Raw genomic sequence first — 22351 nt, 5'->3', positions numbered from 1 at the left:
TACGAGATCTTCCAAACAGGTGCTCCGAGACCCTCGATGCGCCGGGCTTGGCTGGAACATTGACCCCCATCACCCGCGCGGGTCCCTGACTCACTCGCTCGGCTCTTGGGGCGCGAGCACGCTCAACCGATAGGTGATCGGGTGCTTCAGCCGCCCGCACAAGGTGTCGATGGTTGCGTCCTGGGAAGGATCAGTATCAGGTCGCTCCTCCTGGAGGCTACGCAGCCGCGCCCGGAGCTGGTCGGAGTCCTCCGTTTCACAGATGACTTCCCAGCACCATCCAACCGCCAGGGCCGCGGAAGCTCGCTGATGTTCCTCGCGTGCTTGCCGCTTCCTTTTCCTCTGTCCAGGCATGGGCATCACCATGACGGCTGCCAACTCCCCTGACAACAGCGACGGCGTCATCGCATCCGGCCTGAGTGTCTGACTGCGTGACAACGCCGACGTACAGCGACGCACATGGGGGCACACCTGCGGACCATGGCGGCAGGTGAGGGGGCACCCTGGCCCATGGTCGGGGGCTCAGAGGAGTTGCTTCGGGACGAAGAGGTCATCTGGTCAAGGGTTCGAGGTTGCAGAACGTCGGAGCCGCAGGCGGGATCGGTCGTGGTCTCCTACGGTGGAAAGGGACGCCAGAAAGGCCAGCGCAGGACAGCAGGTGAGTGGCTGTGAGCGACCCCACGGGCCCCGGTAGCGACACGATCATGAATGAGCTGGTGCAGGCCTTTCACGAGCTGGCTCCCGAGGATCTGCCGGAGCTGTTGCGGCGGCACTACTCGGCTCTGGGGATCACCGGGCTGACCGCCTACTGCGCCGATCTACGGCAGGAGTACCTGATCGCCCTTCCCGACAGCCGCGGCGATTCCTCGCAGCGTCTGCCCATCGACTCCAGCTTGGCGGGCTGGGCATACCGGACCGTCTCGGCTCGGATCGCCGAGAGCGACTCCGGCGCGTTGACCCTCTGGCTGCCCGTGATAGATGGCGTCGAACGGATCGGCGTCCTGGGGGTCCAAGTGCCGGACCTCAACGCCGTCATCCTGAACCGCTGCCGGGCGCTGGCCTCCCTCATCGCCTTCGTCCTGATCAGCAAGGGAACCCACAGTGACAGCTACGCCAACCTGCAGCGCAGGCAGTCCATGAAGTTGCCGGCGGAGATGGTCTGGGCGTTCCTGCCGCCCAAGTCCATAGGCACGCCGTACGTCACTTCCAGCGCCATCCTGGAACCGGCCTACGACCTGGGGGGCGATGCCTTCGACCATGCCCTCTTGGGCGACGTCCTGCATGCTGCGGTCATCGATGCCATGGGTCATGACCTGTACGCGGGACTGACCTCCTCCGTCGCCCTGGCCGCCTGCCGCAATGCCCGCCGCAGCGGCGGGGAGCTACCCCGCATCATCGACACCATCGACCACACAATCCACGAGGCGTTCCCCGACCGCTATGCGACCGGCGTGTTCCTGCACCTGCACCGCACCACTGGACAGCTCAGCTGGGCCAATTGCGGCCATCCCCCGCCCATCCTGCTGCGTCGCCGCGATGTCATCCCTGGCGCTTTCGACAGTCCTCCCGAGCTGCCTCTCGGGTTGGGACCCACACGCCCGGACATCCCTCGGCGCATCCACTCCGCGCAGCTGGAACCCGGAGATCGCGTTCTGTGCTATACCGACGGCGTCGTCGACGCCCGGTCCTCAGACGGCGAACTTTTCGGGGAGGAGCGCTTCGTCGACTTCATCCTCCGCGCCACCGCCGCCGGTGAACCCGCATTCGAAGTCTTGCGCCGTCTCGTGCACGCCATCCTTGACCACCAGCAGCACCACCTCACGGACGACGCCACCGTCCTGCTCTTCGAATGGCATCCCACAAAGGCCCTTACGTTCACCACCGGACGGTGAAGCGACATTCGTTTCGGTCCGCCTGGTCGGCAACGCCTACTACCCGGGGGATCGTTCCCGGGCCGTCCCTGGACCGTGCGAGGGCGCCCGAGGGCACTCAATGGCGACCGACAGTGACAGACGAGCTACCACCGCCAGCAGTGAAACCCCAGGTCAGAGGGGACCGGCCATACGGGTTTCCGCTCAGGGGTGGCGTTCAGGCAAGAGGGGGTGTTTCGTGCCGCTCCGGCACGCATTTCCCCGGCTTGGCCTCCGGACGACTGCTCTACGTAGGCATAGCCCCGCTGGTAGCTCCAGGACGACGGCCCCATGGGCTTCGAGCAGTCGGGTCACATGGGGGATCGGGCCGCTGGGCACACCCATGGCATCGCGTGCATCGCGGGCCACGGCCGCGATGTCCGCCCGGCTCGGTTCGACCGGCAGGGCCAGGCGCGGCAGTGCCGCTGGGGGAAGCTCCACGTAGTGCTCGACGGTCGTGACCAGCCGCCAGACGATCTTGCCGAACGCGACAGCTTGATCCCGTTGCAACTGCGTCGTTGCCCTGAGGCTTCGGAAGGGGGCAGCGCTGGGCACCGTTGGATGCGGGTGCCCCGTAGCGAAGAACGTGGCAGGCACCCCCAATGCCATGGCCAGCTGCGCAACTACCGTGGCCGAAGGCCGACTCTGGCCTAGCTCGTACTGACTGACCGCTGCCGGTGTGAGCCCCACCTTCCTGGCAAGTTCGTTCTTGCGGAGCCCTCGAAGCTGACGAGCCGTAGTCAGAGCTTCGGGTTCGAAGGAGCGGGAGGCGAGCTCAGCGCCTCTCGAACAGCTCGGCGGAGTCGGCCTCCAGGGCGCCTTCCGCGGCGGAGTGCTGGGCGAGCGCGACGAGTTCCTCGGGGCTGCGGGCGGAGGCCAGTTCCTCGGCGGGCTCCAGGCCGAAGCGGCGTACGAAACGGTTCGCGGTGTTGTTCAGGTGGTGGATGAACGGGCTGAAGGCGGCCGTGAAGCCGCGCTGCGGGGCTGCGACCACCTTCGCGACGGCCAGCGGATGGGAGATCGCCCAGTTCTTCGGCACCAGCTCGCCGACCACCATCAGCACGACAGTGGAGACCGCCACACCCACCACGGTCGCCACCGGCGAGGCGGCACCGCCCAGGCCCACGGCCTGAAGCGGACCCCGCAGCAGCGCGGCGAGCGACGGCTCGGCCAGCATGCCGATCACCAGCGAGGTCACCGTGATGCCCAGCTGAGCGCCGGAGAGCTGGAGGGTCAGTCGGCGTACGGCCTTCAAGGCGCTGTCGGCCCCCCGCTCGCCCGCCTCCGCGGCGCGTTCCAACTCAGCGCGCTCGACGGTGGTCAGCGAGAACTCGGCCGCGACGAACAACGCGCAGGCCAGCGTGAGGAAGAGGGCCAGCAGGAGCAGCAGGACCTCGGTCACCGTGCCACCCCCGCTCCCTCGGGCGGGCGGGAATCGGCACGGCTGGTACTGGGAGGCTCACCCATTGCGGGACCGTGACTCCTTGTCGGATCGGGGGGGTCGGGAAGAGCATCGACGCCTTCACCTATGGTAAAGGGCACGCAAAGCACACTGGTCAAGTAGTCGACCACCGCCGACTTCCGGCAGTTTTCGGACTTTCCCGCGTCGAGAGCCGCAACACCGTCTCCAGGGTGTGCAGCCACCCTATGCTTCTACTCGCTTGTAGAGAACGGCCCGGCATCCCCGGTTGTTCCCACGGACACGCACGTACGCACGTGAAGGAGTGAACGCCACGATGGTGTTCAAACGACTGCTCGGCTCGCTCGGTGTGGGCGGCCCCACGGTCGACACAGTCCTCGACCCCGGTCCCGCCCTGCCCGGCGGCACGCTCAGGGGGCAGGTTCACCTCAAGGGCGGCAACGCCGACTTCGACATCGAGTACATCACCCTGGAGCTGGTGGCCCGGGTCGAGGCCGAGCACGAGGAGGACGAGAGCGAGGGCTCCATCGCCTTCGAGCGGTACACGGTCGGCGGCGGCTTCCGGCTCGCCGAGGGTGAGGAGCGGTCCGTGCCGTTCAGCGTGACGCTGCCCTGGGAGACGCCGATCACCGAGCTGTACGGCCAGCCCTTGGGCATCGCGCTGGGTGTGCGCACCGAGTTGTCGGTGGCGGGCGCGAAGGACAAGGGCGACATCGACCCGCTGACCGTGGGCCCGCTGCCCGTACAGGAAGCGGTGCTGGAAGCCCTGGGCCAGCTCGACTTCGGCTTCAAGTCCGCCGACCTGGAATACGGCCGCATCGGCGGCACAGGGCAGCAGCTGCCCTTCTATCAGGAGATAGAGATCACCCCGTCGCCCCGGTATGCGCACCAGGTGAACGAGATCGAGGTGACCTTCCTCGCGAACCCGGCCGGCCTGGAGGTGGTCCTGGAGGCCGACAAGCGCGGCGGCTTCCTCTTCTCCGGCCACGACGCGCTCACCCGCTTCACCGTGGGCCACCACGACTCCCGCGACTGGAACGCCGAGGTCGACGGCTGGATCAGGCAGTTGGTGGAGCACCGGGCGCCGCACGGACACGAGAGCCACTACGGACACCACGGCCACGACGAGCACCACCACCACGGCCACCGCTCCGGCCCCGGCATCGGCACCGCGGTCGCCGCCGGAGCGGCGGGTCTGGCCGTGGGTGTCGTCGGCGGCATGGTCGCGGCCGAGGTCGTCGACGAGGTGGGGGACTTCTTCGAGGGCGAGGAGGAAGGGGAGGACGAGGGCTGAGCCGTACCCCAATGACAGCAATCGCACCCCGACGGGACCCATCCTGCTAACTTCTACGTAGCTGTAGAAGATGCGGCCGCCTCGACGCGGGCGGCCGCAACCCCCGTACCCGTTTGGAGTTCTCATGGCCCTGTGGGACCGCATCAAGGAGTCCGCATCGACGATGCAGACCCAGCTGGTGGCAAAGAAGAACGACCTCAAGAGCGGCGCCTTCCGCGACGCGAGCATGGCCATGTGCGCCCTGGTCGCCGCCGCCGACGGCACGATCGACCCCTCCGAACGGCAGCGCGTGGCACAGCTCATCGCCACCAACGAGGTGCTGCAGAACTTCGACGCCGAAGATCTGCGCCGTCGCTTCGAGGACAACCTCAGCAAACTGACCACCGACTTCGCCTTCGGCAAGGTCAGTGTGCTGCAGGAGATCGCCAAGGCGAAGAAGAAGCCGGCCGAGGCGCGCGCCGTCATCCAGATCGGCATCGTCATCGGCGGCGCCGACGGCGACTTCGACAAGACCGAGCAGGCGGTCGTTCGCGAGGCGTGCTTCACGCTCGACCTGCCGCCGCACGAGTTCGATCTCTGACCGAGGACTGCCCCACGGGGCGGACGTCGGGCCCTTGGCCCCTGCCGCCTGCGTGATCACCCAATCCCACGCAGGCGGCAGGCTTTCCCTGGTCCTGGATGTGAGCGTTTGTGACGCCGAGAAGCGGTAAGGCGCGCAAGGTGCCATGCCTCCACACCGCAGCCGTGCTCTCTGAAAGTCGCGCCTTTCTGCGCGTGGGTTCCGCTTGGACTGGGCGAGGAGAGCGGTGAGCAGTACGACGCAGGCTGCGTCGGCCCGTGCAGCGGCATCCGCGACTGCAGCCGCCGAGCAGACGGGGCCCCTGCGGCCGAAGCGGCGGGACGCCTTCTTCGACAACGCCAAGTACCTGGCGATGGTCCTGGTCGCGATGGGGCACGCCTGGGAGCCGCTGCGTTCCGACAGCCGTGCTGTCACCGCGCTCTACACGATCGTCTACGCCTTCCACATGCCGGCGTTCATCGTGATCTCGGGCTACTTCTCGCGCGGCTTCGACGCAAGCCCGGAGAAGATCAAGCGCCTGATCACCGGGCTCGTCGTGCCGTATGTCGTCTTCGAGGCGGCGTACACCTTCTTCACCCGGTGGAGCGACGGCGTCCCCGACCGCCCGGTCAGCCTGCTGGACCCCCTGTATCTGACGTGGTTCCTGGCGGCACTGTTCCTCTGGCGGTTGACCACACCCGTCTGGAAGAGCATCCGGTGGCCACTGCCCATCGCGCTCGGTATCGCGGCCCTGGCCACGCTCTCGCCACCCATCGGCAAGGACCTCGACCTGCAGCGCGTCCTGCAGTTCCTGCCGTACTTCGTGCTGGGCCTGTGCCTGAGGCCGGAGCACTTCCGGCTGGTGCGCCGGTGGCGGGTGCGGATCATGGCCGTGCCAGTCTTCGTGGGTGCGCTCGTGTTCGCGTACTGGGCGGTCCCGCAGATGGACTACGCCTGGTTCTTCCACAACGCCGCCGCCGAGGACTTCGGAGTGCCCGCCTGGTACGGGCCGGTCATGACCCTGGCCCTCTTCGGCTGTTCCATGGTCCTGGTTGCCTGCTTCCTCGCATGGGTGCCTGGACGCCGGGCATGGTTCACCGCCCTGGGCGCGGGCACCCTCTACGGCTACCTCCTGCACGGTTTCGTCATCCAGGCCGCCAACCACCGGCACTGGTCCCACCTCGACTGGTTCCACCAGCCGCTCGGCAAGATCACCGTCTCCCTCATCGCCGCCGCAGTCGTGACCGTGCTGTGCACGCCTCCCGTGCGGAGCATCTTCCGGTTCGTGCTGGAGCCGAGGATGGACTGGGCCTTCCGGAAGGGCTTGACCCTGACGGGTCGCGGCCAGAGGGCCGCACAGAAGTAACCAGGGGGTCGCACAGGAGTAGGGGCCGGGAGGCGCCGGGAACCGGGATGTGGCCAGAATCGTTTGCCTAATTCCACAGCTATCGGAGGAGTACCGACCTTGTCCGCCAGATCGACGGACCCCTCGGGGCACAGTCCCCGACCATCCCGCCAGGTCTTTGCTGAGCGCGGCACCCGGCGGGGTGCCCCATCCCGATCGATGCGCCGATGAGTGCCGTGGAAGCCTGGCTGGGCCTGCTGGCCGTCCTTGTCCTGACCGCGGGCACCGGCTATTTCGTCGCCCAGGAATTCGCCTACGTCTCGGCCGACCGGCTCGCGCTCTCCCGTGACGCCGAGGCCGGTGATCGGAAGGCCGCCCGTGCGCTGAAGGTGCTGGAGCGGCTGTCGTTCATGCTGTCCGGCGCGCAGCTGGGCATCACCGTGACCGGTCTGGTCGTCGGCTTCATCGCCGAGCCGTCGGTGTCCGCCCTGCTCAAGCCGGTCCTGTCCGGTATCGGCATCCCCGATGGGGCGGTCAGCGGTATCTCCGTGGTGCTCGCCTTCGTGGGCGCCACTGTCGTGCAGATGGTGCTGGGCGAGCTGGCGCCGAAGAACCTCGCGATCGCCGTGCCCGAGCGACTGGCGAAGTCGCTGGCCACCTCGACTATGGCGTACCTGAAGGTCGTCGGCCCCGTGGTGAGGATCTTCGACGGCGCGGCGAACCGGCTGCTGCGCAAGGTCGGCATCGAGCCCGTCGAGGAACTGCACCACGGCGCCACCCTGGAGGAGCTCGGCCACCTGATCGGCGAGTCGCACGAGCAGGGCGAGCTGCCGAGGGACACGGCCGCCCTGCTGGACCATGCCCTGGAGTTCTCGGAGCGCACCCTGGACGAGGTGATGGTGCCGCGCGCCGACGCCGTCTTCGTCCGCAAGGACGCCGGCGTCGCCGAAGCCATCGCCCTGATCGGCATGCACGGCCACTCCAACTATCCCGTCCTCGGCGATCACCCCGACGACATCACCGGCGTCCTGGGCGTGCGCGAGCTGATGCGGCTACCCGCGGAGCAGTTCGCCGGCACGACCGCCGGCGCTGTCGCGCGGCGTCCGCTGCTGCTGCCCGACACGCTGCCGCTGCCGGAGGCGGTCGAGCAGATGCGACAGCAGGACGACGAGTTCGCGGTCGTTCTGGACGAGCACGGTGGCGTGGCCGGCATCGTCACCTACGAGGACATCGCCGAGGAGCTGGTCGGCGACATCGCCGACGAGAGCGACACCGTCACCGAACTCGCCGTCGCGGACAGGGACGGCTGGCTGGTGGACGCCGGGCGCCGCCTGGACGAGATCGCCGAGGCGACCGGCATCGAGCTGCCCGAGGAGGAGGACTACGACACCGTGGCCGGCCTGATCGTGGACCGGCTCGGCCGCTTCCCGACGGTCGGCGACCGCCTCTCCGTCGAACTGTCCGACGGCGGTCGCGCGGTGATCGACGTACGGAGCCTGGACCGGCACGTGCCGGAACGGGTCCGCATCCAGCGGGTGGCAGAGAAGGTGGAGGAGCAGGCATGAATTTCCCGATGGCGCTCTTCGTCACCGTGCTGCTGCTGATCGGCAGCGGGTTCTTCGTGGCCGCCGAGTTCGCGCTGGTCGCCGCCAAACGGCACCGCATGGAGAAGGCCGCCGCCCAGGGACAGCGCGGCGCGAAGGCCGCGCTCGCCGGAATGCGCGAGCTGTCGCTCATGCTCGCCGGGGCGCAGCTCGGCATCACCGTGTGCACGCTGGGCCTGGGCTCGGTCTCCAAGCCCGCGATCTCCCACGAACTCGACCCGCTGCTGCACAGTCTCGGTCTGCCCAGCGCGCTCAGCTACGGCGTCGCCTTCGCCGTCGCCATGATCGTCGTGGTGTTCCTGCACATGGTGGTGGGCGAGATGGCCCCCAAGTCCTGGGCCATCGCACACCCGGAGCGCTCGGCGATGCTGCTCGCCCCGCCCTTCCGGGGCGTGGTGAAGCTGGTGCGGCCGTTGATCGGGCTGCTCAACTGGGTCAGCAACGCGCTCGTGCGACTGTGCCGGGTCACCCCGCGCGACGAGCTGGCCGCCGTCCACAACCGCGAGCAGCTCACCCACCTGGTGGAGGAGTCCGAGCGGCTCGGACTGATCAGCGAGACCGACTCGGAGCTGCTCACCCGGTCGCTGACCGAGCCCGAGACGCGGGTGAGCACCCTCCAGGTCCCGGCTGGTCAGATCACGTCCGTCGAGGGCAGCGCCGGCATCGAGGAGATCCTGCGCGTGGCTGCCGACAGTGACCGAACCCGTCTGCTGGTCCGTGACGGCGACGTCTTCCTCGGCTCGATCCATGCCCGGGACGCTTTGGTCGCCCGAGCCCAGGGCCGTGCCGCCGACGCTCGTGCCCTGGCCCGACCGGTGCCCGAGATGGCCGGGGACACCACCGTCACTGACGCGATCGACCTGCTCCGCGGGCGCCGCGCCTCTCTGGCGGTCGTGCGCGACGCGTCCGGCCGAGCAACCGGCATGGTGAGCCTGGACGACCTCCTGGCCCGCTTCCTGCAACCGCAGACAGCCTGAGCGGACAAGTGATCACACGACGGGGTCCGGCCGGCAGGCCGGACCCCGTCAGCGTCTTGCCGCCACGTCGACCGGTCAGGAGCGCGCGGGCGGCTCGTCCCGCTCAGCGGCAGTGCCCGGCACGACCCGGCCCGCGCCAGGCTGTGCGCCGTCGGCGTCCTGCTCCTTGAGCGCTTTGGCCTCGCTCTTGAAGATTCGCGCTGCCTTGCCCGCCGAACGCGTCAGTTCGGGCAGTTTCTTGATGCCGAGGACCACGACAACGACGAGGAGGATCAGGGCCAGTTCACTCAAGCCGAACATCAGGTCTGCTCTCTCCTGGGGCGAGCCGTCCGCCGATATGACGAACCGGCGACGCGAAGTGATCTACAGTGCTGTAGAAGTCTCTCCTGAAACGTGATCGCGCAACAAGCCCGCCTTCCAGCCTCGTTGGCCGGGAGAGGCTGCACCATGCGAGGGAGCAAGGCAACAAGATGCTGGACCACCACGACCCTACAGCCGCACCGGTAGCCGCATCAGTTCGACGGGATGCGGCCCGCCGCTGCCGAGCCATCACCGAGGCCCGCTGGTTCGCCATCACGGTCTTCGCGATGATCCTGGCCAACGCGGCCCTGCTGGGCGTCGAGACCTACCACGGGCTGGCGGCCGAATGGCACCGCTGGTTATGGCTCGCCGAGCATGTCTGCCTTGCCGCCTTCACCATCGAGATCCTTCTGCGCATGGCCGCCCATGCAGACCGCCCCGGGCAGTTCTGGAAGGACCCCTGGAACGTCTTCGACCTGGCCGTGGTGCTGTGCGCCTACCTCCCCGTCGTCCGCGAGAACACCACCGTCCTGCGACTGCTGCGCCTGGCCCGCGTCCTGCGCACCGCCCGCTTCCTGCCCCAGCTCCGCGTAGTCCTGACGGCGGTCGCCCGCAGCCTGCCCGGCACACTCAGCTTCCTGCTCGTCGGCACCCTGCTGCTGTACGTGTACGCCATGGTCGGCTGGGTCTTCTTCAGCCACCACGACCCCGAGCACTTCGGCTCCCTCGGTCGTGCCGTGCTCACCCTGTTCCTCCTGATGACGCTGGACGGCATCGGCGACGCGGTCCGCGCCGGCTTGGAGATCTCCCGCTGGAGCCTGCTCTACTACGGCTCCTACGTGCTGCTCGCCTCCTTCGTCCTCGTCAACGTCCTCATCGGCGTCGTCCTGACTTCCCTCGACGAGGCGCGGCAGACGGAACGGGACGAGCCCGAACAGGCCGAGGGCCCGGCAGACCCATGCGCGCTGCAGGAACGAATCACCGCCGCCCGCCGCGCCCTGGACGATCTTCAAGCCGAACTCGACCGCTCCACCCCGGCCATCACTCGAGAAGCAGAGCGGATTGAAATCAATTCGAACGGGCACTCGCATGCCGCCAACGATTGAGGGGTGGCATACCGCTCGTGGAGATCTCAGGCGTCATCAGCGCGATCGTCATCGGCATCGTGATCGGTTTCCTCGGCCGGCTCGTCGTCCCCGGCCGCCAGCGCATCGGCGTCCTCTGGACGATCGCGATCGGCATCATCGCCGCGCTCATCGGCACCGGCATCGCCTCCGGCCTCGACGTCGCCGACACCGAGGGCGTCGACTGGGTCGAGTGGCTCTTCCAGATTGGCCTCGCGGCCCTCGGCGTCGCCGCGGTCAGCAAGGTCAAACTGCGTCGCTGACTCGCCGACTCCACAGCATGCGGCGGAAACCCGAAACAGCCGCCGCCAGCACAGGAGCGGATCTCGGCGCACTACCCGTCGGGGGCTTCCGACCCGGCGGACATCGTCACCCACACCGACCGGACCGCCGAGGTCAGGGAGGCCGCGGCGACAGTGGGCGGCGTGGCCCGCGTCGAGGACGCCACCGACCACACACCGGACAGCGAACTCACCCACCTGACCGTGGTGTTGAAGGACGCGCCTGACAGCCAGGCCGCCAAGGACACGATCGACGACCTCCGCGAAGCCGTGAACCCGATGGGCGCCCTGGTCGGCGGCACCACCGCCGAGACTCTCGACACCCAGCGAGCCGCCGACCGCGACCTGACGACGGTCGTCCCCATCGTGCTCCTCGTCGTCCTTGCCGTACTGATCCTCCTGCTGCGGTCCCTCATCGCCCCGATCCTGCTCCTGGCCACGGTCGTGCTGTCGTACTTCGCGGCCCTCGGCGCCTCGAACCTGCTCTTCGAGCACGTCCTGGACTTCGCGGGCGTCGACTGGTCGATCCCGCTGATGGGCTTCGTGTTCCTTGTCGCCCTAGGCATCGACTACAACATCTTCCTCATGCACCGCGTGAAGGAGGAGACCGGGAGGCTGGGCCACGAACGCGGGATCCTGGAAGGGCTGACGAGTACCGGCGGCGTCATCACCTCGGCGGGCATAGTCCTGGCGGCCACCTTCGCGATCTTCGCGGGACTGCCGATGGTGACAATGGCCCAGATGGGCGTCCTCGCCGGCATCGGCGTCCTCCTGGACACCTTCCTCGTCCGCACCGTCCTGGTGCCCGCCCTCGCCCTGGACCTGGGTCGCTGGTTCTGGTGGCCGGGCCGCCTCTTCCGGGCCCTGCCGCACGTCGACGGGAACACCTCGGCTCACACCGCCTCCACCACGGCCCGGGACCGGGCCCACGAGGTGGCGTAGGCCCAGGAAGGTCCCCCTCCTCTCCAGGCCCTCGCCTACCCGGCGCATGCACATCGGCAAGATGCGCATGCGCCGAGCTTGCCCGGCCGATGCCGGATCCCACTGGTCAGCCGGTGGACAACGCCTGACCGCGCCGACGCCTGCTCACAGGGGCGTGGCGGCGTACAGGATGAAGAACATCGTCACCGCGGAGTTCGCGGACGACATCGCCGATACCGCCGTACCCGCGGCCGCACCCCACGCCGCAAGGCCCACGGTGGTGAACACCGAGGGCCAGCTCCGCACGACGGGAGCCGGGCCGAGCAGAGCGGTTACCCGGCGCGGCACCGGCCCCGGTGCGGCGAGCCCCGCCAACGTGGGTACCGGAGTGGCGCGGGACACGAGCGCCGCCTTGCCGATCGCGCGCGCCACCGTGCGGCGACTGCCCACCTTCTGAGCCGCCTCTTCGTCCGCCCACCGTTCGGCTGTGTAGGAGACGGCCGTGCGCAGCGGACGCAGGAACGGGTTGGCCTGGGCCGCGAGTTGGACAGCGAGCAGGAACCGGTGATGCCGCGCGGCCAAATGCGCCCGCTCATGGGCGAACAGCGCCCGGCGTTCGGCCGGCTCCAGGCAGTCCAGCAGGGCCGTGGTCACCACCACCCGGTCCCGGCCACCTCCCGGCAGCGCGTACGCGTAAGGGACGCCATCGGGCAGTACGACGACCTCGGTGCCGGGCATCCCGGCCAGCGCCCTATGAGCCCCGCGGCGCACCCGGCCGTGCCGCCACAGGGTCCGGCCGCAGGCCAGCAGCACGGCGAACAGTGCGGGAATGGCGGCCTTCCCGGCTACCTCGTCGTACGGCACCGCCGCCCGCACCTCCGGGTCCGACCAGCCGTCGGGCAGCGGGTTGCCGGGCAGTTGGGCGGTGCCCACCACCATCACCAGGCCCAGGCACACCGTGCTGCAGGACGCCATCATTGCGGCCACGCCGGTCAGCAGTCGGGTCGCGGCCCGCGGATGCAGGTGCTGCTCGGCCAGGCGCGCGATCGGCCAGGCCGTGAGCGGCAGTACCAGCGGCAGAAAGACGAAGACCCCCATGAGATGTCAGTCTTCCCCTTCGCTCCGGGTCCGACCCAGCAGGTCGCGCAGCAGCCGCTCGTCGTCCGGCCCCAGGCCCGTGACAAAGCTGGCCAGCACCGCCTCCCGGTCGCTCTCGGCGTCCAGCACCCTGCGCATCCGGTGCGCCGCGAGGCCCGCCTCGTCCGACGCCGGCGTCCACGCGAAGGACCGGCCGACCCGCTCCCGGGTCACCGCGCCCTTGGCCAGCAGCCGGGTCAGGATCGTGATCACCGTCGTATAGGCGAGATCCCCGCCCAGCCGCTCCTGCACCCAGCCGGCCGTCGCCGGCCCGTCCGCCTCCCCCAACGCCGACAGGACCAGCACCTCCAGCTCACCCTGCCCCCGACGCCGGGAACGCTGCCGGTGATCCGTCACGTCCTGTCTCCCTTCCGCTGCCGCCCGTTGTCCGACCGGACATCGTATAGACGCCCGACGTCCGCCCGCCGCACCGCGGACCATCATCACGTCATCTACAAAAGTGTAGAAGATAGGCTGCCCGGACATACAGTTCCGCGCCACACCGATGGCAACGACACAAGGAGAGCAGGAGACATGGGCGTCATCGCATGGCTGGTACTGGGCCTTCTCGCCGGAGCGATCGCCAAGGCCATCCTGCCCGGACGCGACCCGGGCGGACTCATCGGCACGACAGCCATCGGCATCGCGGGCGCCTTCATCGGAGGCTGGCTGTCGACGAAGTTCCTCGACCGACCGGTGGAGCGGGAGTTCTTCGACGCCGCCACGTGGGGCTCGGCCATCGCGGGCGCCCTGGTTCTGCTGATCGGCTACCGCATCCTCTTCGGAAACTCCCGCGACTGACCCGAGCCACCAGGCCATCACTTCTACAGTGTTGTAGATTTTCATCGAGCCCCTCCGGGCCCTGACCTGACGCATCGAGAAGGAGTACGCAGTGGGAGTTTCCCTGTCCAAAGGCGGCAACGTCTCGCTCAGCAAGGAGGCGCCCGGCCTGACCGCCGTCGTGGTCGGACTGGGCTGGGACGTACGCACCACCACCGGCACCGACTACGACCTCGACGCCACGGCCCTGCTGCTCGACGCCTCCGGCAAGGTCCTGTCCGACCAGCACTTCGTCTTCTACAACAACCTCACCAGCCCGGACGGCTCGGTCGAGCACACCGGCGACAACCTCACCGGCGAGGGCGAGGGGGACGACGAAGCCATCAAGGTGAACCTCGCGGCCGTACCCACCGACGTCGACCGGATCGTGTTCCCGGTCTCCATCCACGATGCCGAGAACCGCGGCCAGAGCTTCGGCCAGGTCCGCAACGCCTTCATCCGCATCGTCAACCAGGCAGGCGGCGCCGAGCTCGCCCGCTACGACCTGTCCGAGGACGCCTCGACCGAGACGGCCATGGTCTTCGGCGAGCTCTACCGGAACGGCGCCGAGTGGAAGTTCCGCGCGGTCGGCCAGGGCTACGCCTCCGGCCTGGCCGGCATCGCCGCCGACTTCGGCGTAGGCGTCTGAGCAGGCCGCCCACCCCGCCGGGTTCGCCCCTCGAAAGGCGGGCCCGGTCGGCCGGTCCCAGACCCGTCCCTGCCGAAGCGCCTCTACCCGTCAGGAGAACACGTGGTCGCCCCGTCCCCCCTCCGCCCCGAGGACCGGCCGGACTTCGAGGCCGTACTGCACCTGGCGCTGAACACCCCGGACATCCGTAACACCCTGCGCTCCGATCCGACCACAACCGGCCCAACCGCCGCACGCCTGCGCACAAGGGCACTCGCGAACGCCGACGAGAGCACGGCCGCAGCACAACGTGAATACCGCACGTATCTCACCCTGCACACGTCTGCGCAGCCGGGCACATCGCGCGGCCATGCCGACGGCAGCCTGTTGCCTGCGGTTGCCGTACTCACGCCTCCAGGGGCCGCATCGTCCGCCGCGATCCTCCTCATGCTCGGTTATGTGTTCCAGCTGGCCGACATCCAAGGCACATTGCCAGGATCGCTGGTCACCGCCGGCTGGGTTCTGGCGCTTGTCGCGGCCACGAGCACGCTCGCAGCTCTCACTGCGCTGCTCACCACGGCGATGCGTGGGCGCGGCGGCTCGGTGCAGCCCGCCCGCCTCGAACAGGCACGGCTGGACTGGCAGCGAGCCCTCCTGACCCACGGCATGCTGCCCTACCTGCGCCGCTGCATAGGCGAGGAGCCATCCGTCGGCCCTGCCGCACCGACGACACAGCCGCCTGCCGACCCCACCGCCGAATCCAACGGCAGTCCCGCGCAAGCCGACTAGCAAGCAGCTACGCACCAGCCCGAACCATGAAACCGGCTGATCGGGCAGCCCCACACCTTCCCTACGAAGCCGAGAGCGAGAACCCCCTCATGACGATCAACCTGAGCAAAGGCCAGCAGATCAGCCTGAGCAAGGCCGATGGCAACGCCCTCACCTCCGTCCGAATGGGCCTGGGCTGGCAGGCCGCACCACGCAAAGGCTTCCTCGCCAAGCTCACCGGCGGAGGAAACGACATCGACCTGGACGCCTCGGCCGTACTCATCGCCGAGGGCCGGCCGATGGATGTCGTCTTCTTCCAGCACCTGGTCAGTGACGACGGCTCGGTACGGCACACGGGCGACAACCTCACCGGTGGCGCCGGCGCCGGAGGAGACGACGAGGCCATCCTCGTCGACCTGACCCGCGTCCCCGCCCACGTCGACCAGATCGTTTTCAACGTCAACTCGTTCACCGGCCAGACCTTCGCCGAGGTGCAGAACGCCTTCTGCCGCCTGGTCGACGAGACCACGGGTACCGAACTGGCCCGCTACACCCTCACCGGTGGCGGCAACAACACCGCGCAGATCATGGCGAAGGTTCACCGGAGCGGCGGTGGCTGGCAGATGAAGGCCATCGGCGAACCTGCCACCGGCCGCACTTTCCAGGACCTGCTGCCCTCCATCACGCCGCATCTGTAGGGCGGGGTGCTGCCGCACGCCCAGGGATCGTTTCTCAGCCGTCGGCAGGCAACCGCAGACCGAGACGGCGATATCGCTGTCCCCGCCACACCAGTACGTTCGGCAGCACCCAGCCCGGGTCAAGGAGGAGACATGATCCCCATGTTCGGACTGAGAGAACTCGCGATCATCCTCATCGGCGTCATACTCCTCCTCGGGGCCAAGAGACTTCCCAACCTGGTCCGTTCCGTCACTCGTCCCATCGGCAAACCAGTGCGCCCTCGATGTGCTGCGCCCCCGCCAGGACGAAGCAACGCGGAGTGTCCGGCGCTGCCACTGCGGTACGCCGCTGCCCACGGGAGAATTCTGGGAGAAGATCTTCTCCCAGAGCCCTCGAAGCCCATCCCACACCAACGAAGACCACTCCCATGACCTGCGCAGATGCCGATCCTGGCAGCTGCAGCGTGGGTGCCCTTCGCTCAGGAGGAAGAGGTCGAGAGTTCAGAACTCGCAGCATCGATTGCAGCCGGGCTCGAAGGGCCTCACGCCGGACCGTCACGCACCCAGTAGTAGTCGGGACCCCCGGGATCCTTCCCGAAAACGCCGGAAGATTCACTGACGGCCGGTCAGACCATCACGTAAGAGCAGGTCAGAGGCATAGCAGACGCGCCCTCGCCAGGCGCCTTCTAAGCGCCCGCTCTATCGCGACAGCTCACCGCGTACGCCATACTGGGGCCCGAACGACATCCTGATCTACCGCAACGCCACCAGAATTTTCCGCCACGCCCCCTGCGCCCTACTTGGACGAAAATCCAAGTGCCCGAATTCCCGGGGATTACAAACGTGGATTGATCACCGAGCAGGACGAACTCACACTCATTCGTGCATCGTGGCAATCAAATCGCTGGCTGCGGTGAATGAATTCATACGGCAAGAGCAGGTCAAAACCGCCGACGGGGCTATGAGCATCAGCCGTCGAAGAGACCCGCCCGCCAGTGAACCTCACGCTCCTGCTGCCTAGTCTCCGTGGCCATGGTCAATTGGTGGGACCTGTTGACGGACCACGAGCGGGAGCAATGTGCAGGTAGTCACCGCCACGACACCCCGGCGGCACCTGTACAAGATCCCGTTGATGATCCTTCGATTGGCTCTCCCAACGCCCGTCTCGCAGACCGGCGTTCGCGAAGGCTCACAACACCGCGGCCACCATCCCGACCAGCCTCATCGCCTGCCGCAGGTAGTCCCGCCCGGCGTCGGGCTCCGGCGGTGGCGGGCGGTGCTCGCGGGCGACCGCGACCGCCTCGAAGACGGTTGCGCCTTCCTCCGGGTCCAACTCGGCTGCGAGGACGGCGTCCGCGCCCGTCTCCCGTCCGCCCGATGCCAGGTGCAGGTAGCGGCACGCCGTTACGGACAGATGCTGTGCCACATAGGCCGTACGCAGCGTGTCCGCGGGCGGGATGGGCGAGCCGGTGAGCCTGTCCCACAGCGTGTCGGCCGCCTGGCGGCACCACGCGCGGCCTTCGGCTGCCAGGGCGGCCTGGGTTGGCCAGGCGATCTCCGGCAGTCGGCCGAGCACTACCCGCGCCTCGGCCGACAGGCGGCACGCCGCCAGCCCCGAGGGCGCGTCGACGACGTGTACGCGGAGTGCGGTCAGGTCCCGCCGCAACGCCCGGACCACGTCCGCCCATTCGTCCGGCGCCGCGGGGCTGATGACCGTGACGTCCACCAAACTGAACCTGGTCCGCGCTGAGGGCGTGAGGACGCTTCCGGTCAGCGCGACCGCCTCCGGGCGCAGTTCTCGCCCGGTGAACCAGGCGGCCAGCCAGGCCGCCACGTCGTCGGCCAGCAGGTCGAGGCCGACCTCGGGCTGCGGGGGGTTAGTGGGCTGTCCGTCGGACGCAGGCCAGTGCGGGCCCTTGTGCTGAACGAACCGCACCTCGGTGTCCAGGCCGAGTGCGGCTCGCAACGGGCGCGCGGCCCGCTCCCGGTTCACCGGAGTCAGCGGTGCGTCGGCGCTGTAGTCCATGCGGACGCGGCCCGGTCCCTCGGCGCTGAGCGCGAGACGTGTCACCGGCAGTGCGCCCAGCGTCTCCAGGAAGCGGCTCAGCTCCACCGGCTGCCCTGACGTGGTGAGCAGATGCCGAGGGGAGCGGGTGCTCGTCAGCTCCAGCCGCGGCCCCGGGTGGAGGCAGCCGCAGTCGGCGGGCAGCCAGCGTGCCCGGTCTCCGGTGCGATACCGCAGCAGCGGCATGGCCCTGTTGGCCAACGGCGTCAGGACCAACTCGTCGTCGACGATCTCGCCGTGCACGCTCTCCGGCTCCAGGTGGTAGCCACCGTCCGGGCACTCCGATCCGGCGATGCCGACCTCCGCCAGCGTGTACAGGCTGCTCACCGGGCAATGCAGGCCGGCGCCGATGCCCGCGCGTGCCCGCGCGTCCAGCGTCTCGCCGGACACGATCACACCGGCCGGTGCGGCGTCCGCCCGGGCGGCCAGCAGGTCCAGGACGGTGGGCTTGCCGGTCAACACCTTCCCGTCCAGCCATCGCACCGCCCCCCGAAACTCCGGGTCGGGGCATTGCCAGACCCGGGCCAGATTCCACTTGGTGAGCGTCCGTCCGTCGCCCCACGGCGCCGCCATCGCCTGCGAGGGGCCGGGGGCGTGGAGTGTCAAGTGCACGATCCCCGCGCCCTGCGGCAGACCAAGGCGGTCCGCGTGCCGGGTGAGCAGCTTGAACTCCAGCTCCTGCGGTGGGTGGTTGAAGACGACCGTCAGCGGTTCGCCGGTGGTGCCGGAGGTATGGGTCGCGCGCCAACCCTGCGTCGAGCCGTTGCGAGCGTGCAGGCGGTGGCCTGCCCTGCGTACCGTCTCCCTGTCCAACGGTGCGAGAGTTGCGAGCACACGGTACGGGTCGTCGCCGATGGGGATACGACCGGCGTAGAACGGCACGTGCTCGCGGGCGTGCGCGAGCACCGCGGCCAGCCGCTCAGGTGTCGACGAGGGTGATGAGATCAATGTGGATCTGCCTGATGACTTCGTCGAACGCCGCTTGCTCAAGACCGTTGGCGGCCCAGAATCCGGCCAGGCTCTCCTCGGCCTCGTCCATTCCCCGCTTGCTGTACAGCGCCTGGGCGCGTACATCGAGCACTGCCAGGATCGACGCGAGATACCGCGGGTCGAGCTCGTCGTCCGGCCAGACGGCCCGCAGTCGAGCGGCCAGCCGATCGATCCGGGCTCGGGACTCCGTGCCCCATCGGAAGTGGAATGCCAGCGCCTTCTCGTATCGCTTCAGCAGCCGCAGGACCGTACTCGGCAGCCCGGGATCGTCCCGATAGTTGACCGGGTTGAAGCCGGGTGTCCAAGTCGGTCCCACCGCTCGCCTCCGCCTGCGCAACAGCATCCTGGGCCTCCCCCATCCGTCAGTTGCCAGCTCTGATGATCCCGCTCGAATCATCCGTCGGTCGCCCGCTCGAACCTCCTGATCATCGATGCCGCCAGTTCGGTGACTTTGTCGTCGTGGCCGGATCCCGCCAGTACCTCTCGGGCCAGCTCCAGCGCGCGGCCGCGGTCGCCGCCGGAGTAGACGATCTCGGCGTAGGCCAGGTTCGCCCGGGGCAGACCTGCGGTGTAGCGCTCAGCGGTCATACCCCGGACCGCCCGCTCTATGCGTTCTCTTGCCGCAGCCGTCCGGCCCGCCCGCAGATCCAGCATCGCCAGGTTCACCAGGGAGTCCCAGGAGTACTTGGACCTGGCAGGGGCACGGTCGATAGCCGTGTGGAACGCCTCGCTCGCAAGCTCGACCCGGCCCAACGCCTGGTAGGTATGACCGAGTTGTTTGTACACCGTGGCCAGCAGAGCGGGGTCGCCGAGCGCCTCGGCCTGGTCGCGGGCGCGTTCGAAGGCCACCTTCGCCGCCTGTGCGTCACCGCGGGTCAGCGCGAAGAGGCCATGCTGTGTGGCCAGCCGGATCCGGGCGACGCCCTCGCCCTCGCCCACCTGCGAGACCACCGTCTCCACCAGCGCCGCGGCCTCCTCCTGCTCTCCCAGCTGAGTGAGTTTGCGGCCCAGCCTCAGCCGCAGCTCAAGCGCCAGGTCCTCGTCCCGCCCGTCGGCCGCGCGGATGCCGACCCTCAGGAGCGTCAGATACGCAATCCAGTGCCCCTGCCGATTCAGCGTGTCAAGGACCGATCGGTCGCACAGCTTCAGAATCTGCGCCCATCCCTCCAACTCACTCAAGTTGTGAGCCACGGCGGCCAGAACTTGGCCCGCTGCGGCCAGGTCGGTGTCTGCTGCCACCTGTGCGCAAACCTGGGCGAGGAGTGTGTCAGTCACCCGCTCATACAGCCCGTCGGCCTCCGGTCCGCCGAGGCCGCTGAGCCCGGCGACCACCAGGGCGGGTAGCTCGACTGTGGGCTGCACCTGGTCGATCAGAGCCCGCCGCAGCAGCGCGTCCAGCTCGTCCCGCAGCCCGGGCGGCCCCTCGGAGGAGGCGAGCAGCTCGGTGAGGCCGCAGCCCCGGAACAGGGCGGCCAGCAACAGCGCTTGCCGTGTCGGAACGTCAAGGGCGGTCATCGCGTGCGCGACCACTTGTGCATCGGAGGCGGCGTCGGTCGGCAGCAGTTCAATCGGGCGATTCCTGAGGTAGCCGAGGGTGATGGCGAGGGAACGGGGGGAGCTGCGGATCTCGTCGGGCAGCCGGTCAAACAGGTCGTCCAGGTCGATTTCGAGGCCCAGTTCGACCGCGAGGGTCCGGGCGAATTCGCGGTATTCGTTCGGAGTCAGCTCTGGCACGTGCACTCCCTCCGCCGGCAGCCGCGCCGTCGGTGCCTCGTCGGAGGCGGCCAGCACGCGGACCCCTTCCACCCCGTCCAGCGCTTCCAGGAGGTCCCGCCGGGTGTCGGGCGCGGCCCGGTGCAGGCCGTCGATCAGCACAAGTACGCCGAGCCCGCGTAGCTCCACGGCAAGCCGACGCAGCAGCGTCGCCCTCGGCGACTGTTCGAGGACCGCCAAGTCCAATTCCCGACCGAACCCGGCCAGGAATCCGTTCAGTTGCAACGCCACAGACCCCGAGTCGTCCTCCGCCCGGTAGCCTTCGAGGGTTAGAGCGACGCCGTATTTGATCTCGCCGATCAGTTCACGAGCCGCCTGCGCGACGATCGTGGTCTTGCCCGCGCCTGGTAAGCCGTAGACGACGGTGGCCCGCGTGCCGGAGCGAACCCGCCACGCCACAGTGGCCACCAGCGTCTCCCGTCGCCACGATCCGGCCCCACGGTCGATCAGCAGCACGGCATCCGCGAGACCTCGTCCCCGCGTATCGGTCCGGCGTGCGCGGCTCGGATCGTCAAGATAGGTCAGCTGGACCCAAGCCAGCACGACTGCGAGGAACCCCGTGCCCGCCAGAACCGGCCACGGCCGGGCCGCGATCCAGGCCAGCGGCCCGGGAAGACGGGCGCTCGTGGCGATGTTCAGAACCGTCGGCAGCACGATCAAGGTCACGACCAGCCCGGCGCCGACGACCAGGGCCCGCACAGCCCGATGAGATGTCATGCCCCCCTCCTGTACGGCTGCACTCAGGTAAGCACCTGGACGCATGCCGGAACAAGATGGTTGCGGGGCTGCGTGCACCGGGACATCCGCAGTGCTCACCCCTCCGACGTCACCACCCGCACCCGCTCCGCCAGCTCCTCGCAGCGCCGTACCGCCTCGGCCATGTCCGCGCCCGTGGTGATCAGCTGGCCGATGCGGTCCCAGTTCTCGGTCATCGGGTTGACGCGGTCGCCGGCGCGGACCGGGGGTGGTTCACCGGGCCAGCTACCCGAATCTGAGGCATGATGGTGCTCCCCCCAGCACGGTAACGGTTCGGAGGCACGGACAGCACGTCCCAAAACCCCGAGGTGCTCCCGGCCAACGCGGGGGTGGTTCGCTCTTCGTCCTCAACCGGATCGGCGGATTCGTTCGGGCCAGACCGTCGATCCACGGTCACCGGCCCACACCGCACCCGCACGCCCTGCATAGAGCCGAAAGAGAGGCTCCTGCCAGTGAGAGTTCTCTGGGACTTTCCTGGCACTTCCGGCTACATCAGCCGGTAAGAGCGCGAAACGGCTGAAAGGGCATTCGTACAGATCAACGACCTGCGACGGCCGGACGCGGCAGGCCACGGCGTCGGCTGGTCTCTTCCGGGACATCTGATCAGCCGGAACCAGCGGCTCTGCGCTCACCGCCTGCCCTGGGCGCCCCATCGAAACTCGCCGCCTCGACAGGACCTGACCTGCCTAACAGGGCGCCTGACACGCCATCAGAACGGGCGTCAAATGAGCGTCACGGGCGTCATTTCAGCGTCAAGATATCGCCCGTAACGCCCACACCGCACATAATGCGCACGCACAAAACCGCAGCTCAGGAGCTCTTTGCAGCCGGTTCGAGGATCGCGACGCACTCCACGTGGTGCGTCATCGGAAACAGGTCGACGAGGCAGTCCAGCTCCCCAAGACCATGGGCGGCCTCGGATGACACTCGGTCGCCTTGCTACCCCGATGCACTATCCGACCGTCTCGCCGAACGCGCCGCAGCACCCTGGCCCTGTGGCCTC

At 68.6% G+C, this 22351-nt stretch carries 19 protein-coding genes and 2 pseudogenes; 13 read left to right on the top strand and 8 right to left on the bottom strand.

Going from position 1 to position 22351, the window contains the following annotated elements:
* The first annotated feature begins 704 nt into the window (after nucleotides 1-704).
* Nucleotides 705-1892: a PP2C family protein-serine/threonine phosphatase gene (locus StrepF001_RS07925; protein ID WP_129797602.1), complete on the top strand. Its 1188-nt coding sequence runs from the start codon at nucleotides 705-707 to the stop codon at nucleotides 1890-1892.
* A gap of 805 nt (nucleotides 1893-2697) precedes the next feature.
* On the opposite strand, the pseudogene StrepF001_RS07915 reads toward StrepF001_RS07925, so the two are convergent.
* Nucleotides 2698-3312: pseudogene (locus StrepF001_RS07915) on the bottom strand (CNNM domain-containing protein); the annotation flags it as partial.
* 334 nt (nucleotides 3313-3646) lie between these two features.
* Here StrepF001_RS07915 and StrepF001_RS07910 point away from each other — a divergent pair.
* The 5 genes from StrepF001_RS07910 to StrepF001_RS07890 all read left to right on the top strand — a co-directional run bounded on the left by StrepF001_RS07910 (nucleotide 3647) and on the right by StrepF001_RS07890 (nucleotide 9109).
* Complete coding sequence (locus tag StrepF001_RS07910) at nucleotides 3647-4624, top strand: sporulation protein (protein ID WP_165396194.1); 978 nt, start codon at nucleotides 3647-3649, stop codon at nucleotides 4622-4624.
* Between the two features lie 124 nt (nucleotides 4625-4748).
* Complete coding sequence (locus StrepF001_RS07905) at nucleotides 4749-5204, top strand: TerB family tellurite resistance protein (RefSeq protein ID WP_129797600.1); 456 nt, start codon at nucleotides 4749-4751, stop codon at nucleotides 5202-5204.
* A 226-nt stretch (nucleotides 5205-5430) separates the two neighbouring features.
* Nucleotides 5431-6549: an acyltransferase family protein gene (locus tag StrepF001_RS07900; RefSeq protein WP_240797327.1), complete on the top strand. Its 1119-nt coding sequence runs from the start codon at nucleotides 5431-5433 to the stop codon at nucleotides 6547-6549.
* A 206-nt stretch (nucleotides 6550-6755) separates the two neighbouring features.
* Complete coding sequence (locus StrepF001_RS07895) at nucleotides 6756-8093, top strand: hemolysin family protein (protein ID WP_129797598.1); 1338 nt, start codon at nucleotides 6756-6758, stop codon at nucleotides 8091-8093.
* Nucleotides 8090-9109: a hemolysin family protein gene (locus tag StrepF001_RS07890; protein ID WP_129797597.1), complete on the top strand. Its 1020-nt coding sequence runs from the start codon at nucleotides 8090-8092 to the stop codon at nucleotides 9107-9109. Before StrepF001_RS07895 ends, StrepF001_RS07890 begins: the two co-directional genes overlap by 4 nt.
* Nucleotides 9110-9184: 75 nt before the next feature.
* Here the strand turns inward: StrepF001_RS07890 and StrepF001_RS07885 are convergent, their stop codons facing one another.
* Entirely contained in the window at nucleotides 9185-9409 is a 225-nt protein-coding gene (locus tag StrepF001_RS07885) for a twin-arginine translocase TatA/TatE family subunit (RefSeq protein ID WP_129796403.1), read from the bottom strand.
* Nucleotides 9410-9579: 170 nt separating this feature from the next.
* On the opposite strand from StrepF001_RS07885, the gene StrepF001_RS07880 reads away from it, so the two are divergent.
* The 3 genes and pseudogenes from StrepF001_RS07880 to StrepF001_RS07870 all read left to right on the top strand — a co-directional run.
* Nucleotides 9580-10515, top strand: coding sequence for an ion transporter (locus StrepF001_RS07880; RefSeq protein WP_129797596.1), 936 nt, complete (start codon nucleotides 9580-9582; stop codon nucleotides 10513-10515).
* 17 nt (nucleotides 10516-10532) lie between these two features.
* Nucleotides 10533-10796: a GlsB/YeaQ/YmgE family stress response membrane protein gene (locus StrepF001_RS07875; protein ID WP_129796404.1), complete on the top strand. Its 264-nt coding sequence runs from the start codon at nucleotides 10533-10535 to the stop codon at nucleotides 10794-10796.
* A gap of 48 nt (nucleotides 10797-10844) precedes the next feature.
* Nucleotides 10845-11756, top strand: a pseudogene (locus tag StrepF001_RS07870) (MMPL family transporter); the annotation flags it as partial.
* A gap of 144 nt (nucleotides 11757-11900) precedes the next feature.
* On the opposite strand, the gene StrepF001_RS07865 reads toward StrepF001_RS07870, so the two are convergent.
* Nucleotides 11901-12833 (bottom strand): M56 family metallopeptidase, encoded by a 933-nt coding sequence (locus tag StrepF001_RS07865; RefSeq protein ID WP_129797595.1) that lies wholly within the window; start codon nucleotides 12831-12833, stop codon nucleotides 11901-11903.
* 6 nt (nucleotides 12834-12839) lie between these two features.
* Nucleotides 12840-13229 carry a BlaI/MecI/CopY family transcriptional regulator gene (locus StrepF001_RS07860; RefSeq protein WP_129797594.1) on the bottom strand — a complete coding sequence of 130 codons (390 nt, stop codon included), beginning with the start codon at nucleotides 13227-13229 and terminating at the stop codon, nucleotides 12840-12842.
* Between the two features lie 177 nt (nucleotides 13230-13406).
* On the opposite strand from StrepF001_RS07860, the gene StrepF001_RS07855 reads away from it, so the two are divergent.
* The 4 genes from StrepF001_RS07855 to StrepF001_RS07840 all read left to right on the top strand — a co-directional run bounded on the left by StrepF001_RS07855 (nucleotide 13407) and on the right by StrepF001_RS07840 (nucleotide 15785).
* The gene (locus StrepF001_RS07855; protein ID WP_129797593.1) at nucleotides 13407-13673 is read left to right on the top strand and encodes a GlsB/YeaQ/YmgE family stress response membrane protein; all 267 of its coding nucleotides are present in this window, start codon (nucleotides 13407-13409) and stop codon (nucleotides 13671-13673) included.
* A gap of 91 nt (nucleotides 13674-13764) precedes the next feature.
* Nucleotides 13765-14340, top strand: coding sequence for a TerD family protein (locus StrepF001_RS07850; protein ID WP_129797592.1), 576 nt, complete (start codon nucleotides 13765-13767; stop codon nucleotides 14338-14340).
* 102 nt (nucleotides 14341-14442) lie between these two features.
* Nucleotides 14443-15108 (top strand): hypothetical protein, encoded by a 666-nt coding sequence (locus StrepF001_RS07845; RefSeq protein WP_129797591.1) that lies wholly within the window; start codon nucleotides 14443-14445, stop codon nucleotides 15106-15108.
* Between the two features lie 89 nt (nucleotides 15109-15197).
* Nucleotides 15198-15785: a TerD family protein gene (locus StrepF001_RS07840; RefSeq protein WP_129797590.1), complete on the top strand. Its 588-nt coding sequence runs from the start codon at nucleotides 15198-15200 to the stop codon at nucleotides 15783-15785.
* A 1168-nt stretch (nucleotides 15786-16953) separates the two neighbouring features.
* On the opposite strand, the gene StrepF001_RS07830 is transcribed toward StrepF001_RS07840, so the two are convergent.
* From StrepF001_RS07830 to StrepF001_RS49425, 4 genes are all read right to left on the bottom strand, one after another.
* The gene (locus StrepF001_RS07830; RefSeq protein WP_129797588.1) at nucleotides 16954-18777 is read right to left on the bottom strand and encodes a hypothetical protein; all 1824 of its coding nucleotides are present in this window, start codon (nucleotides 18775-18777) and stop codon (nucleotides 16954-16956) included.
* Nucleotides 18749-19135, bottom strand: a complete 387-nt coding sequence (locus tag StrepF001_RS07825) for a hypothetical protein (RefSeq protein WP_129797587.1) — start codon at nucleotides 19133-19135, stop codon at nucleotides 18749-18751. The genes StrepF001_RS07830 and StrepF001_RS07825 overlap by 29 nt, the downstream gene beginning before the upstream one ends.
* A 77-nt stretch (nucleotides 19136-19212) precedes the next feature.
* The gene (locus StrepF001_RS07820; protein WP_129797586.1) at nucleotides 19213-21309 is read right to left on the bottom strand and encodes a hypothetical protein; all 2097 of its coding nucleotides are present in this window, start codon (nucleotides 21307-21309) and stop codon (nucleotides 19213-19215) included.
* Between the two features lie 95 nt (nucleotides 21310-21404).
* Nucleotides 21405-21647, bottom strand: coding sequence for a hypothetical protein (locus StrepF001_RS49425; protein WP_276322803.1), 243 nt, complete (start codon nucleotides 21645-21647; stop codon nucleotides 21405-21407).
* Nucleotides 21648-22351 lie beyond the last annotated feature (704 nt).

The organism is Streptomyces sp. F001, assembly GCF_004187715.1.
Taxonomy (GTDB): Bacteria; Actinomycetota; Actinomycetes; order Streptomycetales; family Streptomycetaceae; genus Streptomyces; species Streptomyces flavusporus.
This window is presented reverse-complemented; position numbering and strand designations above follow the sequence as displayed.